The sequence below is a fragment of the Brevundimonas sp. FG8 genome (genome assembly GCF_057808845.1).
This window is the reverse complement of the sequence record NZ_JBMDIU010000006.1, coordinates 88591-106554: the sequence shown is the minus strand read 5'-3', so window position 1 is coordinate 106554 and position 17964 is coordinate 88591. Positions and strand designations below refer to the sequence as shown.

The window sequence follows — 17964 nt, the reverse complement described above, 5'->3', positions numbered from 1 at the left end:
GCCGGCGCGCGGCCCTGCCGGGGGTGTGGCGCCTGTCCTCAGGCGATCCCGCCGTTGGCGTAGACGACCTGGCCATGAATCCACGCACCGTCGTCGGCGCACAGGGCGGCGATCACATTGGCGATGTCCTCCGGCAGGCCGATCCGGCCGTGCGGGGTCATCCCGGGGATCGGAGCCAGCGCCGCCTCGCCGTGCTGGCGCAGGAGCCGGGTGTCCACGGCGCCCGGAGCGACCGCGTTCACCGAGATCCGGCGGCCGGCAAGCTCCTTGGCCAGGGCGCTGGTGTAGAAGTCTTGGGTCGCCTTGGAGGCCGCGTAGACCCCGCCGCCGGGCGGGCGCTGGAGGGTGATGCTGGAGCTCAGGCTGATGATGCGGCCGCCGTCCCGCGTCCGCTTCGCGGCTTCGCGCAGCACGTTGAAACTGCCTTTCACATTGGTGGCGATCATCCGATCGAAGGCTTCGTCGGTCATCTGGGCGAAGGCGCCCACGTTCATGACGCCCGCATTGTTGACCACGACATCCACGCCCCCGAAGGCTTGGTCGTTGGCGTCGAACAGGGCCGCCACCGCCGCCGGATCGGCGACGTCGGCCTGGCGCGCGATGGCCCGACCGCCGCCGGCCTCGATGTCCCGCACGACCTGCTCGGCCAGATCCCGGCCGGACAGGTAGTTCACGGTGATCGCATAGCCCTCCGAGGCGAGCCGCTTCGCCGTCGCGGCGCCGATCCCGCGGGAGGAGCCGGTGATGAGGGCTGCGCGGCCCTCTCCGGGGCGCGTCTGTGCGGACCGGGCGCCCGGCGCCGCGGCGGCCTGGGCGGCGCCCGCGACGGCGACGGCGGGACCGGCGGCGGCGAGCGCCAGGATGGAACGGCGAGAGGTGTCGGACATCGGAATCTCCTTGAAGGGACTGCAGGGTGACGGAGACCGGGTCTCGGGAGTTGCCGACTAGGAGCGAAGACTTGCGCGATTTTCCAAAGTTGCCCTGGGCCGCGGAGCTGGCGCCGACGCATCGGAACGACGCGTTGACCGCGGCGGACAAGGCCGCGGCGTCCTGTCGCTTCAGAAGGAGGCTTCGAAGCCGAGGCGCACGCTGAGGGGCCTGACCGGCGCGACGTGGCCGTCGGTGAGCCGGTAGGGCGATCCAAGACCGAACCGGGCGGCCGAGACGTCGAAAGGATTGGAGACCGACAGCACCAGGGCGCCCCGATCGTCGCCGAGCCGCGCCGTGAGCTCGGCGTCGACATAGCCGCCCTGGGGCGTATCGAGTCCGAGGCCCAGGCCGGGGCGGGACCGGCCGATATAGCGAAAGTCGCCGGAGAGCGTCAGGGCGCGCCCGGCGAATGGGTGCGGGCCCCAGTCAAGGCTGGCCTGGCCGGACGCCGGCGCCACATTGGGGATGTCGCCGTGACGGCCGACGACAAGCCCGACCTCGGCGGTCCGCAGGACGCTGTCGTTGACGAAGACGCCGCCGGACAGGGTGAGGCGATCGGTCGGACGCCAGTCGCCCCGCAGGCTCAGGAAGACGATGCGGCCGTCGCCGATATTGCCGGTGACGAGGTCGCCGCCCGCCGTGACGACGTCGGACTGGATATCGGTCCAGTCGAGGCGACCGGTCGAGGCCTCCAGACGCCAGCGGGCGCCGGGCGAAAAGCCGAAGCCGATCTCGGTCAGGCTCACGCGATCGGCGCGGTAGGGACGTCCGAACGCGCCGTCCTCTCCGACGTCGCCGGGGCGGACCCCCTGTTCGAACCGGGCGAAGACGAACGCGGCCGCCGTCAGGGACCAGCGCGCGCCGAGCGACGGCGTGAGCAGGGTTTCGGCGTCGCCCGGCGTGACGGGAGAAGCGTCCGAGCCGTGCAGCCGGGTATTGAGGCGGACGATCGAAACACGGCCTCCGGCGCTCAGCCACAGGCGGGCGTTCGGCTGCAGCGAAACCTCTCCGAACAGGGCGGCCTCTTCGTACCGCCGCGTCAGCGCGTCCTGCGCGACGGGATCGCCCTCCAGCGGGAACGGGCGTCTCACCCGCTGGACCTCCGTGTCGGCGCGGACCAGCGACAGGCCGCCGTCGATCGAACCCTTCGGGCTGAAGGCGACGCTCAGGCGCGTCTCGGAGGAGAAGGCCGTCACCGACTGTCGACGGTCGACGACCTGCACCAGGCCGGCCTCCGTGACGGTGGCGTCGAACCGTTCATCGAGCGATTGGCGAGACAGGCTGGTCGCCGAGGTGAGGCGGGCCGTTCCGAAGCGACGGCTGAAGGTGACGCCGGCGAGATCCAGACGACTGTCATAGGGTTCGGCGAGCGGCCGGTCGGTTTCCAGGCGGTCCGGGTCGCGGACCAGCGGGGCGTCGTCGGCTGTGATCCGCTGGGCCAGCCCGAGCGCATCCACGGTCCAGTCGTCGCCCACCCACCGCACGGCGAGCCGACCGCCGACGACATCGACCGCGTCCGCGTGGTCGTCGCCCCGCACCGGATTGTCCAGCACGCCCCCGTCCCGACGTCCATAAGCGGTCAGCCGCCAGGCCGCCCTGGATCCGAGCGGCCGGTTCACCACCAGGGCGCCGTCGCCGCCCGGTCCGCCGTGGCGGGGCCGGGACGCCGCCAGGGACAGGGCGCCGGACGCCACGTCGAGCTCCGGCGGCGCCGGTTCGAGGCGGACCACGCCGGCGATGGATCCGGCGCCGAACCGCGAACCCTGCGGCCCCTCGAACACCTCCACCCGCTGCAGGTCGACCAGGGCGATGTCGGGATCGGGCGACCCGAAGTTCAGGCGGAGATCGCCGAGGTACTGTCCCACCGTCGCCTGAAGCGGACCGCTGACCGCGGAGTCGGCGACGCCTCGCACGAACAGCTTGTTGCGGCCCGGGCCCTGGCGGGTCGAATCCACCGTCGCGGAGAGATGGGCGAGGCCTTCGCTGGAGGACCGGTCCCCGGCGCGGCCCAGCGCCTCTTCGTCGAGAAGGGTGCGGCCGCTGACCGCGTCGAGGCCCCCCCGGCGGACCGAGGCGGTCACCACGATCTCGTCCAGCTCGGTGATCGGCGCGGGCGGGCCGGATGTCGCCTGCGGCGCTGGACGCCGCGCCGGGCGCTCGTCGGCGCGCGGCTCCACCCGGTAGCTGTCCGGCCCGATGCGCACGGCGCGGGCGCCGAGCGGACGGAGCAGGCGGTCGAACGCCTCCGCGGCGTCGTACCGGCCGCGCAAACCGGCGCTGCGGCGGCCGGCGAGCGGAACGGCGACGACCACGCTGACGCCCAGTTGTTCCGCCAGGCGGTTCACGGCGAGGTCGGCCGTCGAGCCCGGCACCGAGATCGCCACCGGACCGCGGGCCCGACCCTGGACCTCGGCCTGGACCGAGGTCCGGGCCAAGGCCGCCGCTACCTGGGGGAGCGCCAACAGGGCCAGGATCAGCGGCGCGGCCCTGATCACGGCGCCGCGCGGGCCCTGAGCCGCCACCCTTGGCCGTCCGTCTCGACGACGACGTCGAGCAGCCCGGCAAGCCGCTCGCGCGCCTCGGCGTCCGGGCCCGTGGTCACCAGACTGCCGGTGAACCGTCGCGGCGCCACCGCCGGATCGACCGCGACGGGCCGGCCCAGCTCCAGCGCCAGATCCTGGGCGATCACCTCAAGCGTCTCGTCGCGATAGGAAAGCCGGCCGTCGCGCCAGGCGGCGACGCCGGCGGCGTCGACCGTCCGTCGGGTGATCCGGCCGTTCAGCGTTGTCAGGGACTCGCCCGCCCGTAGGGTTTCGGATCGACCCGCGCCGTCATACCGCACGGCGCCCTCGGCAACGGACACGCGCGCGCCGGCGTTCAGGCGCGTGACGTCGAATACCGTGCCCAGATCCGTCACCTGCGCGTCGCCGACCTGAACGGTGAAGAGGGCGTCGTCGTGCGCGACCTCGAACAGGGCGCGGCCGGCGTCGAGGGTGACATGTCTGGGGTTTCGGGCGAGCGCGAGGCGGCTCCCCCCGGACAGGTGAACCCGGCTGCCGTCGGCTAGGGTCAGACTGCGCGCCTCGCCTGGCGCGGTTTCGATGACGCGGACGCGGTTCGACGACCAGGTCGTCCAGGCCAGTCCGCAGGCGAGCGCCACGGCGGCGGCCACGCCGATCAGCGCCAGGACGCGTCTGCGGGCGGGCGCCCCTCGCCGGGCCCTGGCCGGACGCGCCCGGTCGAGCGGAATGATCCGGGCGACGGCCGCCGGCGTGGGATCGACGAGGTCCGCGTCGTCGTCGGCGAGCCGCCAATAGGCCTCGGCGTGAGCCGGATCCGCCGTCAACCAGCCCTCCCAGTCGTCCCAGCGGTCGAACTCGGGGTCCTGCAGGCGGATCAGCCACGCCATGGCGGCGTCCTCGATCCTCGCGCCGTGGGTGGTCATCCCCGTTCTCCCCTGAGGCGGTGAAGGGCGACATAGGCCTTCTGAAGGTGCTTTTCGACCGTGCTGACCGCGAAGCCCAGATCGGCCGCGATCTGGCGCTGCGGCTCGCCGCCGAAGCGATAGCGGCGGAAGATCGAATTGGTCGGTTCGCCCAGACCCCGGAGGCAGGCGTCGACGCGCTGGAGAGTCTCGCGCGCGATAAGGTTGCGCTCGGCCTCGGCGGAGGCGGCGGTCGGGTCGCCGTCCGGGCGGCGCTCGGCCGCCCAGCTGCCGTCCCGGGCGGCGGACCGGCGCAGGGACCGTCGCCGGTCCACGACGGCGGTGTAGATCATCCGCATCAGATAGCCGCGCGGATTGACCACGGGCTCGCGAACGCCCCGAAGCCGGATCCACACCTCGTGCAGGACGTCCTCCGGGTCGCCCGACGGATCGATCGCCCGCGCACGCGCCAGCAGCTCCAGGCGCAGGTCCAGGAAGGCGGTTTCCAGGCGGTCCATCGGGGCGGTCGGCGCGGCGTCCATCGCGCGAACTATCCGGGTGTTCGTCGCCTGCGCAAGACGACCGGTGCCGCGACGCCGCCGCGAAGGGCCGTCCGTGCGAGGCGCGATCTCCCGGAGGGGGCGTCGAGGCGGCGGAATTCCCGGGACCGGTCGGCAGGTCGGCCGTCGTTCCGGCGCCGGCGGCGAAGCGATTTTTCAGAAAGCCGTATGGGTCCGGAGCAATGGCGCCGTCTGAGGCCGACACCTTTGCAACGTCCAATACGAGGGACCTCAATGACTCGCCCATTCATGGCCGGAAACGGCTCGCGGCTCGCCCTGACCGCCGGCGTCGCCGCCGCCGCCCTGACCCTGGCCGCCGGCCAGGCCCGGGCCCAGGTTCACCCCAACGACGCCTGCGGCGCGCCCGTCGACGGGGTCGTCACCTGTTCGGCGGACAACCGCTATGACAACGGCGTCTGGTACGGCGGCGAAATGACGACGGACGTCTTCATCCGTCTCGAGGACGGGGTCTTCATCGCACCGGTCGACTATCGCGCCGGGCTGCATACTGTCACGCAGAACGCGGGGATCACCTATGACGGGGCCGGAGCCTCCGTGACGACGCGCAATGCGACCGCGGTCTCGGCCCTTGTCGAGGGCGCCGGCGACATCTTCATCCGCATGGGCGACGTCTCCGCCGTCTCCGACGGGGAGACGGGCGCCGACGGCGTCGCGACGTTCAATCACGAGGGGACGACCGTTATCGAGGTCGATCGGGTGTCGACCGTCGGCGACTACGCCAGGGGTATTTCCGCCGAGAGTCTGATCGGAGACATCACCGTGCGCGCGGGGTCGGTCGAGACCCGCGGCGCCTACGCCGAGGGCGTTGTGGTCTCCACCGATGGCGCGATCCGGATCGATGTGGGCTCGGTGACGACGAACGGCGAACTCGCTTTGGGCGTCGTCGCCGATGGCGGACTTGGATCCATCTGGATCACGGCCGACACGGTGGACACCACCGGCTTCGCGGCGGACGGCGTCACCGCCTTCGGCGCCGGCCCGATCGCGGTAAGCGTCAACCAGATCCGCGGGGAAGGCGATTACGTCTGGGGCGTGCGCGTCGGAAATGGGGGATTTGACGCCGATGGGAACGCCTATTTCGGCGACACCCAGATCAGCGTCGGATCGATCAATCTGGTCGGCGACAACAACCAGGGGGTTCACCTCGACACCCTCGGCTCCGGTTTCGTCAGCGTGGGCGATATTTCGATCGAGGGCGCCAACGGCGCGGGCGTGGCCGTCACGGCGGACGGCGGTGCGACCGTCTATGTCGGGTCGCTCCAGTTGAGCGGCGAGAACACCGTGGGCGTCGCGATCGCCACGCGGGACGGGCTCGCCCTCGCCGACGTCGGGTCCGTGACCAGCGACCGGGGCGGGGGCGTCGTCGTCCAGAGCGAGGCGGGCTCCGCCCAGGCGAACGTGCGCTTCGCGGACGTCGGCGGGGACTTCACCTACGGGGTCGCCGCGGCGAGTCAGAGCGGAAACGCCAGCGCCCGTGCGGACGAGGTCGTGACACGCGGGTACAATGCGCAGGCCCTGTATGTCTCCAGCCTGTTCGGGTCCGTGCAGGGCGTCCTGGGCTCGGCCGTCACATACGGGGATATCTCGCGAGGCGTCTTCGCGACGGGCCGTGAGGCGAGGGTGACGGTGACGGGCGCCATTTCGACGAGCGGCCTGGCGTCGGAAGGCGTGTTGGTCCGGGCGACGTCGGGAGACGCCGATGTGTTCGCGGCGGGGCCGGTCGAGACGCTGGGCGATCAGGCGGTCGGTCTGTCCGTCGACAGCAGCTATGGGGCCACGCGGGTGCGGGCCGCCGGTCCGGTCACGACCCGGGGCCTCGAGGCTCACGGCATCTTCGGACTGGGCCAGCATGGCGATACGCTGATCGCCGCCGACTCCGTCGTCACCTCGGGAGACGGCGCCGACGGCATCCGCGCCCGAACGCGCTTCGAGGAGCTGCAGGGCGGCGACTTCCCCCCGCCGTTCGCGTTCGACGGGGACATCGAGGTCTCGGTGCGGCGGGTCGAGGTGAGCGGCGCGGGCTCCATGGGCGTCAGCGCGCGGGGTCTGGGCGATGCGCGACTGACGGTGGGGGATGCGCTTGCCTATGACAGCTTCGCCCTTGACGCCAATATGATCGGCGCCGCCCGGATCGACCTGCACGGGACCGCGCGCTCGACCTTGGGGACCGCCATCTCCGCCCAGGGAGAGAGCGTGGCTGTCACGATCGGCGCCGGAGCCAGGGTGGAAGGCGGCGTCGACGGCCTGGTGCTCGCGGCCGGGGCGCGCTGCGTGCTGCCCAACACGGGGCAGGCCGGCTGGGTCAATCCCTGCCCGAATCCGGGCTACGATCAGCTGCCCTTCGAGACCCCGTTCCCGCCTCAGCCGTTCGGACTGGGCGGCGTCGCCACCGTGGCCAACGCCGGTGTCGTCGTCGCGGGATCCGGGCATGCCGTGCGGATCACCGACGGGGCGCTTTCGCTGCGCAACACCGGCCAGATCTTCGGCTCACTCTCGACGGCCGGCGGCGACGATCGCTTCGAGAACGCCGGCCTGTGGGAGATCGGCCGGGACAGCGAGTTCGGCGGCGGCGTGGACCTCCTGGTCAACACGGGCGTGGTCCGCTTTGGGGAAGGGGCGTCTCCCCGGGCCTTCGTCCTGCGCGATCTCGAGCGTTTCGAGAACGCCGGGCTCATCGATCTGCGCAACGGGGCCATCGGTGATCGGTTGACGGTGTCGGGGGCGTTCATCGGCCTGAGCGGCTCGACCGTCGCCCTGGACGTCGACCTCGCAGGGAGCGTTGCGGACCGTATCGTGATCGCCGGCGCCGCCGCGGGCACGACCTATCTGACCCTGAACGGCGACTATTCCCAGGCGACCCTGGGGACGCCGCAGGGCATCGTCGTGGCGGAGGTCGGCGCGGGCTCCTCCGTCGGCGCCTTCGCCATGGCGGAGGGTGAAGGTGACCGGGGCTTTGTCGGGCACAGTCTCTCCTACGACGCCGACGCGCGTCGCTATGCGCTGCAGACGGCGGCGAGCGCGGCCGCCTACCGGCAGACGGGGCTTCTGCAGGCCCTGGATTCGGTCTGGACCTCGAGCGCGGATCTGTGGCGCTCGCAAGCGGCGCGCACGCGCGATCTGGGCGTCTCGGGCGACGCGGACGGCGGGTTCTGGTTCGCCCTGCAGACGGGCGAGTCCTCGCGAGACTGGACGACGGAAACGGCGGGAGGCGACGCCGTCGCGCTGGGCTATCGACAGGATCGTCAGGGCGCCCAGTTCGGCTATGATCGGCCGATCAACGAAACTCTCCGTCTGGGCGTGACCGGGGGCTATGGCCGGTCCACGCTCGAGTACCGTCAGTCCGTCGACGCGTTCGATGTCTCGACCTTCAGCCTGGGCGGCTACGCCGCCGCGACCCGGGGAAGAGCCTTCGCCGGCCTGCTGGTGAAATATGATCGTCACGAGACGGATGTGGCCAGCGGCGCCCTGTCGCGGGAGGTCGAACTCAGCGGCTCGAGCTGGGGCGCGGAAGGCGAGGTCGGCTACCGCTTCGGCGGGGCCGGTCTGTTCGTCGAGCCCTTGGGAGGCCTTCGCTGGATGCGCTCCTCCGCCGACGATCTGACCAACGGCGCCCAGACCCTGGCCTTTGAAGACGCCGACGATGTCGCGCTCCGCCTCGGCCTGCGCGTCGGCGGTTCGACCGCGATGCCCGGCGGCGGCCGCCTGGGCTTCTACGGGGGGGCGGCCGTGCTGCGGAGCTTCGGCGACGATTACGGACTACGCCTGACCAGCGGCGAAACCGCATGGGTCGAGACGGATCGCGTGGAGACCTGGGGAGAGGGCCGCTTTGGCGTTTCCTACCGCAACGCCTCCGGTCTGGAGACCTTCGCCGAAGGCCAGGCGGATCTGGGCTCGGACTATGATGCGCTCTCCGCGACGGTCGGCATGCGGGTGCGCTTCTAGGCTGAAGGGCGGCCGAGCCGGGGCGCCGGTTCGGCCGCGACCGCCCGTGCCCGACCGGCCGAAGCCGGTGGTCCGCGCAGTTCTCGATGATCGGGCAAGTCTGGCGGAGCATCCGGCACGCATGCGCCTGCACGACAGGCCATGGTGGCCGGCCGGACCACGGCGGCGGCGTCAGTAGCGTCCCGTGTTCAGGTCAAGGGCCGCCCTTGCGGGCGGCCCTTGAGTGTTCGTCGTGCGCCGGGTCCTGGAGCATCCTGCGGAGAGGCGTGGTTGACGGATCCGAACAACGGAGAAGGGGTTCGGGAGGCGACATCCTGGCGGGATCGCAAACGGCGGGCGACCGCGGAGCGGATCTCCGCGTGCGCGATCCGGCGTTTCCTCGATCAGGGCTTCGACGCCGTCACGGTTGAGGCGATCGCCGAGGCGGCAGGCGTCTCGCGGCGGAGCTTCTTCGACTATTTCAGGACCAAGGAAGAGGTTCTGTTCGCCTGGCAGGCGGCGTTGCCGCCCCAGGTTCGCCCGAGCCTCCTCGCATGGCCCGCCGACGGCGACCCCCTGGACGCGGCGCGGGACGCCATGTTCGGGATCGCCGGCCGGTACGACCGCCTCGTCGAGAGGCTCATCGCCCGACTGGCGGGCGCGAGCGAACGCGTCCAGGCCGGGCGCCTGTCGGGGCTGATGCGACTGGAGCAGGCCTTGGCCGACAGCCTGAACGAACGGTGGCCCGAGCCGGCGCAGGCCACGCGGCTGGCGTTCGTCGCGATGGCCGCAGTCGGTGCGCTCCGGCTCGCGATCGATCGGTGGGTCGCTGATCCCGACGCCCAAACGCTTCGGCATCACCTCCAGGCGGTCTTCGAAGCAAGCGGACGGAGGCCTTCGCACCGGGTTGAGACCGTAAACCCGGAAGTCCGCGGGGCCCGGCCCTCAAGGACGGCGTCGGGCGGCGAGGGGGCCGGGCGGAGCGCAGCCGCGCCCTACGGATGCCACCATAATGCATCCATTATAATTATAAAATGGATGCAAATACTGTACGGTCAAGCCGGGTGTGGCCCTGTGGGTCGGCTGACAACTTTCCAAGGTCGACCCCGGGGGTTCCGCCCCGTCCTCCCCAACGTCTTGAACGAGATCGCCATGTTCCTCTCCTTGCCCAGACTGACGACCGCGACCGCGGCCGGTCTCCTCGTCCTCGGGCTCGCCCCGTCCGCCTTCGCCCAGGACGGCGAAGACGACGGGTTCCACCCGCTGGTGGGCGTCGCCGGCCTCTATCGTCCGCAATTCCGGGGCTCTGACGATTACGAGTTCCAGCCGCTTCCCTTCATAGGATTCCAGTACGAGCTTGGCGGCCGCACACTGTCGATGGAGGGCCTGGACCTCAAGCTCGACCTCTTGTCCGGCGATCGGTTCCAGGCCGGCCCGATCCTCGGCTGGCGGTCCGGCCGAGACGACGATATCGACAACGCCGTCGTCCGCCTTCTTCCCAGCATCGACGGCGCGGTCGAGGGCGGCGTCTTTGCGAACATCGGATGGAATGTGGGTTCGGGGCGGATCGGCGCGGGCGCCAAGGTGCTCGCCGATCTGGGCGGCGTCGACGGGGGCTATACGGTCACGGCCGACCTCTCCTGGGCCGCTCCGGTCAGCGACAGACTGAGCTACAGCGTCGGCGCCAATATCGTCTGGGCCGACGAGGACTATATGCAAACCTACTACGGCGTGACCGCCGTCGGCGCGGCGGCCTCGGGTCTGGCCGCCTACCGGGCCGACTCCGGCGTCGAAAGCGTCGGCCTTTCGGCCTCCGCGCGTTACCAGCTGAACGCTCGCTGGGGAATCGCGCTGCTGGCGTCCTACGACCGCCTGCTGGATCAAGCCGCGGATACGCCGATCGTGACCCAGGAGGGCTCGGAAAACCAGGCCCGGGTCGGCTTCGCCGTCTATCGGGCCTTCTGACCGACCACGGGGCCGGCCTTGCGGCCGTCGCGCCGGGCCAATCGCACCCGGCGCGGCGGTTTGCCGTGTCCGACGGTTGTCACCGCCTGGGCTTGTCGCCACCATGGGCGCTCATTTCCGCCGAGACTACGCCCATGCCCGAGGTCGCGCCTGCCGATCAAACCGAACTGTTGGCCGACCCGCCCAACACCGAGCCCGCCACCCATACGGTGCTGTCCACCTTGCGGGAACGAATCCTGACCGGTCAGATCGCGCCCGGGTCCCGGCTGCGCGCCGAGGCCCTGGCCACGGAGATGAACGTCTCACGCACGCCGATCCGCAGCGCCTTGGCCGTACTGTCCGCCGAAGGCGTGGTCCAGTACAGCGTCAATCGGGGCTACATGGTCCGGTCCGTGACCATCGGCGATATTCTCGCCTCGATCGAGGTGCGGGCGGCGCTGGAGGGGACGGCGGCGCGGCTGTCCGTTGAATACGGATGGGAGCCGTCGGAGCTGGAGCTTGTCGCCGCCTGCATCGCCAAGGGGCGCGCGATCGTCGATCGGGGGGCCTGGTCCGCCGTTATTGAGGCCGAGTGGTATGAGCTCAACTGGATCATCCATCGGGCGATCAACATCGCGGCGCGCAACCCCGTCCTGCGCAATGCCATGCGCATGACCATCCTGGCGCCCGTGACGGGGGACGTCATACGGACGTCGCCCGTGGTGGCCGCTCAGGTCCCCCAGCGGCTCCGGCAGATCCCATCGACGCCCCCGGAGCATATCCGGCGGTCTCAGGAGGACCACGAGGAGATCCTCGCGGCGATACGGGCCGACGATCCGAACGCGGCCGAGCGCCTGATGACCGCCCACGTCATGGCGACCAAGGCCAGGGTTCATGCCCTGGCGACGCTTCGCTGACCAGGCGGTCATGTTGCGCATCCAATGCTGAGTCATTTTGCATCCAATCTGTTGACGTCTCGCATCCAGTCTGAATAACCTCCCGAACCGACCGGTCTGACCGGCGGATAAAGAACACGACCCAGGGAGGGCGAGATGGACTTCAACAGCCGCAAGGCGCTGGCGACCGGCGTAGCTATGACTGCTCTGATGACAGCCGCCTCCGCCTGGGCGCAGGCCGCGCCCCCGCCGCAGGAGCCTCAGGCGTCGCAACTCGACGAGGTGATCGTCACCGCCCAGAGGCGCACCCAGCGCCTGCAGGACGTACCCGTCACCGTGACGGCGTTCGGCGCCGAAGATCTCGAACAGGCGCGCATCAAGGACGTCGACGATGTGGCGACGCGAACGCCCGGCCTGCAGTTCGACGCCTTCCCGGCCTCCCAGCCGCGGATCGCCATCCGTGGGATCGGATCGACCGATCGCGGGGCCGCGGGCGATCCGAGCGCGGCGGTATTCCTGGACGAGATCTATCTGGGGCGCCCCGGGATGGTCGCCTTCGACGCCTTCGACATCGAACGGATCGAGGTGCTGAAGGGACCGCAGGGCACCCTCTACGGGCGCAACGTCGTGGGCGGGGCGATCAATGTGGTCACCCAGCGGCCCGACCTCAACGCCTTCGGAGCCTCGACAGAGGCCACCATCGGCAACTACGGCCGGCTGGAAGGGGCTGCCGTGGTGAATGCGCCGTTCGCGGACGGCCGCGCCGCCGTGCGGGCCAGCGGCAGCTGGCGCACCCACGACGGCTATACCGACAACAGCTTCACCGGCGGCGAGGTTGATGACCAGGACACCCTCAGCGGCCGCATCCAGATCGCGGCCGAACCCTCCGACACCGTCCGGCTGGCCTTCACCATCGACGGCACGCGGGATCGGGCGGCCGGTCCCGCCAACCGGGTGCTCGACCTGGATGACAGCGACCCGCTGTCGATGTTCTGGACGCCGAACCCCGACCGCGACAGCTTCGCGGGCTCCACGGACGGCTATCAGAACCGCGACACCTGGGGCCTGAGGGCCGAGGCCCAGTTCGACCTGTCCTTCGCCACCCTGACCTATCTCGGCGGCTACCGGAACCTGGACTACAGCACCGCCTATGATTTTGACGGCGGCAATCCGACGACCAACTTCATCCAGATTTCGGGCGGCAACGACGAACAGACGGACGCCTCCAGCCACGAACTGCGGCTGTCGTCCCTGCCGGGAAGCCCGGTCCAGTGGGTGGCCGGACTCTACAACTACAACAGCGACACTCGCCGCCTCGACACCCTGATCCTCGATCTGGGCGGGGAGGGGACGGAAACCTACACCCAGGACGCCCAGCTGACGAGCTATGCGGTGTTCGGCGACGTGACCGTGCCGATCGGCGAGCGGTTCTCGCTGATCGCGGGCCTGCGCTACTCGGAAGATGAAAAAGACTACCGGATTTCCAACACCGCCGGAGATTCCATCTTCCGCGGCGAGGAGGCGTTCGACGTCTCGGCCTCGGCCACCTTCGACGCCCTGACCTGGCGCGTGGGGGCCGACTACAAGCTGGCCGACAACCACCTGCTCTATGTGATGGTGTCGCGGGGCTTCAAGAGCGGGGGCTTCCAGGATCTCCCGGGGACCGCCGCGGAGGCCGCGGACCCCTTCGAGCCGGAGTACGCCACCCAGTTCGAGATCGGCCAGAAGAGCACCTTCCTCGACGGTCGCCTCATCTGGAACAACACCCTCTACACCATCGACTACACCGACCTTCAAACGCGCCGCACCCTGCCCAGCGGCCAGGTGCTCACCGACAACGCCGGGGCCGCGACCATCAACGGCTATGAGACCTATCTGAGCTGGCGGCCCTTCGGCGGCGCCCGGATCGTGGCCGGCTACGGCTATACCGACGCGACCTTTGACGACTACGTCGTCGACGCCACGACGAACTACGCAGGCAACCGGATCGCGCGGGCGCCGAAGCACAAGCTGGTCCTGTCGCCCTCCTACGACTGGGACCTGGCTGACGGCGCCGTGATCCGGGCGGCGATCGACTATCGCTACGAAAGCCTCATCTACGAGGATAACTCCAACACCGGGCCCGAGCGGCGCGAACCGACCAACATGTACGACGCCCGGATCATCTATACGCCGGCCTCCGATCGCTGGTCGGTGTCACTATGGGGCAAGAACCTCTCCGACGAGGTGACCCGCTCTTTCCAAGGGGCTTTCCTGGGGGCCAATTTCGGCGCCTATGCGCCGCCGCGCACCTACGGCCTGTCGTTCAACTGGACTCTCTGACGACCCCCGGGCCTTCCACCGCTCCCGGCGGAGGGCCTTTCCTGAGCCTTTCGGCCTGCCGGTTCGCCGGCAGGCCGCCCTTTTGAAAGCCGCGCCGTGCCCCTGACCGCTCTTCAAAATCCGGCCCTGCTGGGTGCGGGAATGATCCTGACCTTTATGGTCCTGATCATGACCCGGCGTCTGTCGGCGATCACCGCCCTGATCCTGGTGCCCTTGATCTTCGGACTGCTCGCGGGCGCGGGCGCCGGGCTCGGCGCGATGATGGTCGAAGGGGTAACGGCGCTGACGCCGACGGCGCTGATGCTGGCCTTCGCCGTCCTCTATTTCGGGATCATGATCGACGCCGGTCTGTTCGATCCGCTGGTGCGGTTCGTGCTGCGGACGGTGGGCGACGATCCGGTGCGGGTCACCATCGGCACGGCGCTTCTGGCCACGATTGTGTCGCTGGATGGGGACGGGGCGACCACGGCCCTGGTCACTATCTCGGCCATGCTGCCGGTTTACCGTCGTCTGGGGCTCAATCCCCTCATTCTTGCGTTGCTGCTGGGGCTGGCCACCTCGGTCACCAACCTGATCCCTTGGGGCGGTCCCACCGCGCGAGCCGCCACGGCCCTGAGCATTGATCCGGCGCTGCTGTTCCTGCCGATGATGCCGACCATGCTGGCGGGCACGGCCTTCGCCGTCTTCGTCGCCTGGCGCATGGGCCTCTCCGAGCGCAAGCGTCTGGGCGCGCTGACGCTGCAGCCCCTGCCGCTGGGGCCCACGTCCGGGACGGCGGGGATGGCTGAGGACGGCGATCCCGAACCGCATGCCGAAGTGCGTCGCCCGAAGCTGTTCTTCTTCAATCTGGCGCTCACCCTTGGCCTGATGGCCGGCCTTCTGCTCGGCCTGGCGCCCTTGCCGGTGATGATGATGAGCGCCTTCGCCATCGCGCTGATCGTCAACTATCCGAGCCTGAGGTCCCAGCGGAAACGGATCGCGGCGCATGCGGAAAATGTCGTCAACATCGTGCTGCTGATCTTCGCCGCGGGCGCCTTCACCGGAATTCTGCAGGGAACCGGCATGGTCGAAGCCATGGCGGCCTCTCTGGTGTCGGCGATTCCGCCCCAGCTGGGGCCGTATTTCGCGCCGATCACCGCCCTGGTCAGTATGCCCCTGACCTTCTTCATGTCTAACGACGCCTTCTATTTCGGCATCCTGCCGGTGATGGCCGAGACGGCCGGCCACTATGGCGTGCCGCCGGAGGCGATCGCGCGGGCGTCCCTGACCGCCCTGCCGGTTCACGCCATGAGCCCGCTGATCGCGGCCATCTATCTGGTCTGCGGTCTGCTCAAGGTCGATGTGGGGGCCGCGCAGCGGTTCTCGCTCAAGTGGGCCGTCCTGGCCTGCCTCGTTCTGATCGCGGCGGGGCTGGCCTCAGCCGCCTTCCCGTTCCGGGTCGGGTGATCGCTCTCCATGACGCCTGAGACGGGGGACCGCGGCCCGACCCCGCTGTCCCGTACTTGGCGATGGGCGGCCCTGGTGGCCGTATCGGCGGCGTTCGTGCTGATGCTGCAGGCGATCCGCGCGCCGGCGGCGCTGCTGCTGGGCCCTATGGCTGCCGGTCTTCTGTTCGGGCTGAGAGGCGCGACGATCCGGCCGGCTCCGCTGGTCTTCGGCGCCGCCCAGGCCCTGGTCGGTTGCCTGATCGCCGCCTCGGCGACGGCCGGGTTCTGGGGCGGGGTTCTCGCTCATCTTCCCCTCTATGTCGGGCTCGCCGCCTCGACCCTGGCCGTCTGCCTGGGGTTCGGTTGGGTGATGGCGGCCCGCGGATGGCTACCGGGCACGACGGCGATCTGGGCGCTGGCCCCGGGAGCCTCCACCGCCATGGTCCTGATGTCCGGAGCGTTGGGCGGGGATCGGCGTCTGGTCGCCATCATCCAGTATCTGCGGCTGCTCGTCGTCGCCTTGCTGGCCATGGGGCTCGCCCAGCTGAAAGGGTCGGCCCCCGCCCACCCGCCCGCGGCCTGGTTCGACTTCGCAGACCCGGTCGGCGTGGGAATCACCTTGGCCTTGGCCGCCGCCGCCGGCTGGGCGGGAAAGGTCTCGAGGATGCCGGCGGGGCCTTTTCTCGTCCCCATGCTGGCGGGTTCGGCGCTGCAGGCTATGGGCGTGCTGCGTCTCGAACTGCCGGTCCTTGTCGCGGCGTTCGCCTATGCCGTGGTCGGATGGAGCGTCGGCCTGGGGTTCACCCGCGAAGCCCTGGCCTACAGCGCACGCATGCTGCCGCGCGTCCTGGCCGCCTTGGCGGCGCTGCTTGCCTGTTGCGGGGGGCTGGCGGTCGGGGTCAAGGTGATCACCGGGGTCGACTGGCTGACCGCCTGGCTGGCGACCAGCCCGGGGGGAACCGACACCATCCTGATCATCGCCACGTCCACGCCGGTGGATCTGCCCTTCATCCTGGGAGGACAGCTGGTGCGTTTTCTGATGGTGCTGGCGATCGGTCCCTTCCTGGCGCGGAGGCTGGCGCAACGCCTGACGCGCGAACCGCCCACGCCGTCGCCCCGCCGCAAGATCCTCCCTGATCTGTTCCGCCGAAACCGCTCATGACCGCTGACATCGGCCCCCGCCATCGCGACCCTCTAGGACGTCCGCCTCCTGGAGGCCGCCGGATGGCCATCTGACCTCCCGGCCTCGACCTACGGCGTGCTCCGGGCCTCCGCCGGGCGCTTCGGGGACAAGCCGCCGTCTCATTCTTCCTGGAAGCCCAAGCTGGCGCGGCGCACGCATTTCGCCGAGGTCGCCAATGCCTGGCTGACTTCGCGCATGATCGTGTCGGGCCTGGCGTTCGACGCCTTCAGGCTTGTGCCGGAGCTGTTGATCCAGCCCCTTTTGGTGATCGTCAGCGGCCGGCGCGGATCGACGGGCCAGTACGAGGCGGGCGAGCGGCTGCACGCCCTCTCAACCGCCACGGACAAGGCCCCCCTTCGTGGTGGAGGACGCCGGCCATTGCGACCTTTGCGACAAGCCGGAATACGTCGGCCCCGCGGTCGATCAACTCGCACCCTTCTTCGCCCGCCACCTCGTCGGCGGGTGGGATACGCCAGCCCGCGCCCGGCGGGTCGACGACTAATCCTGATAGCCCGGGGCCTTGCGGTCGAGTTTGCGCAGGAGCGCCGGCCAGGCCACCCGTTCGGCGATCATCTTAGCCTGGGGGGAGCGGGCCTGGGCCCGAACGGTCTCCACGGCGCCCGTGGGCGGATCGTTCAGAGCCTGCCGACCCGCGGCGAGCATCAGGACCTGGGCCTCGCAGGCGCGTTCGAGGAAATACATCCGGATGAAGGCCTCCGCCACGCTCGATCCCACGGTCAGCGTGCCGTGGTTCCTCAGGATCAGGGCGTTCCGGTCGCCCAGGTCGGCGACGATGCGCTCGCGTTCATCCAGGGCGTCGGCGATGCCTTCGTGGTCGTGATAGGCGACATCGTGATGGGCGATCATGGCTGTCTGGGTGTGGGGCAGAAGGCCTTCCTTCATCGCCGAGACCGCTTGGCCGTGCGGCGTATGCAGATGAATGACGGCCTGGGCGTCGTCGCGGGCGGCGTGGATGGCGGAATGGATGATGAAGCCCGCCCGGTTCACGGCCCCGGGCGCGCCGTCCACCGGCTCGCCGTTCAGATCAATCTTGATCAGGTTCGAGGCGGTGATTTCCTCGAACATCAGGGTGTAGTCGTTGATGAGAAAATGGTGCTCCGGACCGGGGACACGCGCGGACAGGTGGGTGAAGATCAGGTCGTCCCAGCCGTGAAGGGCGACCAGCCGATAGGCCGCCGCAAGGTCGACGCGGGCGGCCCATTCCTCCGGCGAGACCCGGTCCCGGACGTTTGAGGCGGTCTTCAGAAGCGCTGTCATGATCATTCTCCCTATGTGCAGGGTGCAGACTAGCGACGGCCGCGCCCGGGATTGTCGC

12 protein-coding genes are annotated in these 17964 nt (G+C 70.0%); 6 read left to right on the top strand and 6 right to left on the bottom strand.

What is annotated here, in order from left to right:
• Positions 1–38: 38 nt before the first annotated feature.
• From ACODRV_RS11975 to ACODRV_RS11960, 4 genes are all read right to left on the bottom strand, one after another.
• A complete protein-coding gene (locus ACODRV_RS11975; RefSeq protein WP_141626806.1) occupies positions 39–887 on the bottom strand; it encodes an SDR family oxidoreductase in 849 nt (282 codons plus the stop codon).
• A gap of 171 nt (positions 888–1058) precedes the next feature.
• Positions 1059–3452 (bottom strand): TonB-dependent receptor, encoded by a 2394-nt coding sequence (locus ACODRV_RS11970; RefSeq protein ID WP_488908470.1) that lies wholly within the window; start codon positions 3450–3452, stop codon positions 1059–1061.
• On the bottom strand, positions 3422–4375 hold the full coding sequence (locus ACODRV_RS11965) for a FecR family protein (RefSeq protein WP_488908469.1): 954 nt from the start codon (positions 4373–4375) through the stop codon (positions 3422–3424). The genes ACODRV_RS11970 and ACODRV_RS11965 overlap by 31 nt, the downstream gene beginning before the upstream one ends.
• The gene (locus ACODRV_RS11960) at positions 4372–4896 is read right to left on the bottom strand and encodes an RNA polymerase sigma factor (protein ID WP_488908468.1); all 525 of its coding nucleotides are present in this window, start codon (positions 4894–4896) and stop codon (positions 4372–4374) included. The genes ACODRV_RS11965 and ACODRV_RS11960 overlap by 4 nt, the downstream gene beginning before the upstream one ends.
• A gap of 252 nt (positions 4897–5148) precedes the next feature.
• Between ACODRV_RS11960 and ACODRV_RS11955 the strand changes: the two genes are divergently transcribed.
• The 6 genes from ACODRV_RS11955 (at position 5149) to ACODRV_RS11930 (ending at position 16607) form a co-directional block, all read left to right on the top strand.
• Positions 5149–8877: an autotransporter outer membrane beta-barrel domain-containing protein gene (locus ACODRV_RS11955; RefSeq protein WP_488908467.1), complete on the top strand. Its 3729-nt coding sequence runs from the start codon at positions 5149–5151 to the stop codon at positions 8875–8877.
• A 270-nt stretch (positions 8878–9147) separates the two neighbouring features.
• Positions 9148–10821, top strand: coding sequence for a MipA/OmpV family protein (locus ACODRV_RS11950; protein WP_488908466.1), 1674 nt, complete (start codon positions 9148–9150; stop codon positions 10819–10821).
• A 134-nt stretch (positions 10822–10955) separates the two neighbouring features.
• Positions 10956–11717 (top strand): GntR family transcriptional regulator, encoded by a 762-nt coding sequence (locus ACODRV_RS11945; protein WP_488908465.1) that lies wholly within the window; start codon positions 10956–10958, stop codon positions 11715–11717.
• A gap of 135 nt (positions 11718–11852) precedes the next feature.
• Positions 11853–14018, top strand: a complete 2166-nt coding sequence (locus tag ACODRV_RS11940; protein WP_488908464.1) for a TonB-dependent receptor — start codon at positions 11853–11855, stop codon at positions 14016–14018.
• Between the two features lie 96 nt (positions 14019–14114).
• Entirely contained in the window at positions 14115–15464 is a 1350-nt protein-coding gene (locus ACODRV_RS11935) for a CitMHS family transporter (RefSeq protein WP_488908463.1), read from the top strand.
• A gap of 9 nt (positions 15465–15473) precedes the next feature.
• On the top strand, positions 15474–16607 hold the full coding sequence (locus ACODRV_RS11930; protein ID WP_488908462.1) for an AbrB family transcriptional regulator: 1134 nt from the start codon (positions 15474–15476) through the stop codon (positions 16605–16607).
• 140 nt (positions 16608–16747) lie between these two features.
• On the opposite strand, the gene ACODRV_RS11925 is transcribed toward ACODRV_RS11930, so the two are convergent.
• Both ACODRV_RS11925 and ACODRV_RS11920 read right to left on the bottom strand, forming a co-directional pair.
• Positions 16748–16975, bottom strand: coding sequence for a hypothetical protein (locus ACODRV_RS11925; protein WP_488908461.1), 228 nt, complete (start codon positions 16973–16975; stop codon positions 16748–16750).
• A gap of 151 nt (positions 16976–17126) precedes the next feature.
• Positions 17127–17906 (bottom strand): class II aldolase/adducin family protein, encoded by a 780-nt coding sequence (locus ACODRV_RS11920; protein WP_488908460.1) that lies wholly within the window; start codon positions 17904–17906, stop codon positions 17127–17129.
• Between the last annotated feature and the right edge of the window lie 58 nt (positions 17907–17964).

Coding starts and splice junctions, on each gene's coding strand:
- ACODRV_RS11975 (WP_141626806.1), bottom strand. CDS start 887: ATGTCCGACACCTCTCGCCGTTCCATCCTGGCGCTCGCCGCCGCCGGT.
- ACODRV_RS11965 (WP_488908469.1), bottom strand. CDS start 4,375: ATGACCACCCACGGCGCGAGGATCGAGGACGCCGCCATGGCGTGGCTG.
- ACODRV_RS11960 (WP_488908468.1), bottom strand. CDS start 4,896: ATGGACGCCGCGCCGACCGCCCCGATGGACCGCCTGGAAACCGCCTTC.
- ACODRV_RS11955 (WP_488908467.1), top strand. CDS start 5,149: ATGACTCGCCCATTCATGGCCGGAAACGGCTCGCGGCTCGCCCTGACC.
- ACODRV_RS11945 (WP_488908465.1), top strand. CDS start 10,956: ATGCCCGAGGTCGCGCCTGCCGATCAAACCGAACTGTTGGCCGACCCG.
- ACODRV_RS11940 (WP_488908464.1), top strand. CDS start 11,853: ATGGACTTCAACAGCCGCAAGGCGCTGGCGACCGGCGTAGCTATGACT.
- ACODRV_RS11930 (WP_488908462.1), top strand. CDS start 15,474: ATGACGCCTGAGACGGGGGACCGCGGCCCGACCCCGCTGTCCCGTACT.
- ACODRV_RS11920 (WP_488908460.1), bottom strand. CDS start 17,906: ATGACAGCGCTTCTGAAGACCGCCTCAAACGTCCGGGACCGGGTCTCG.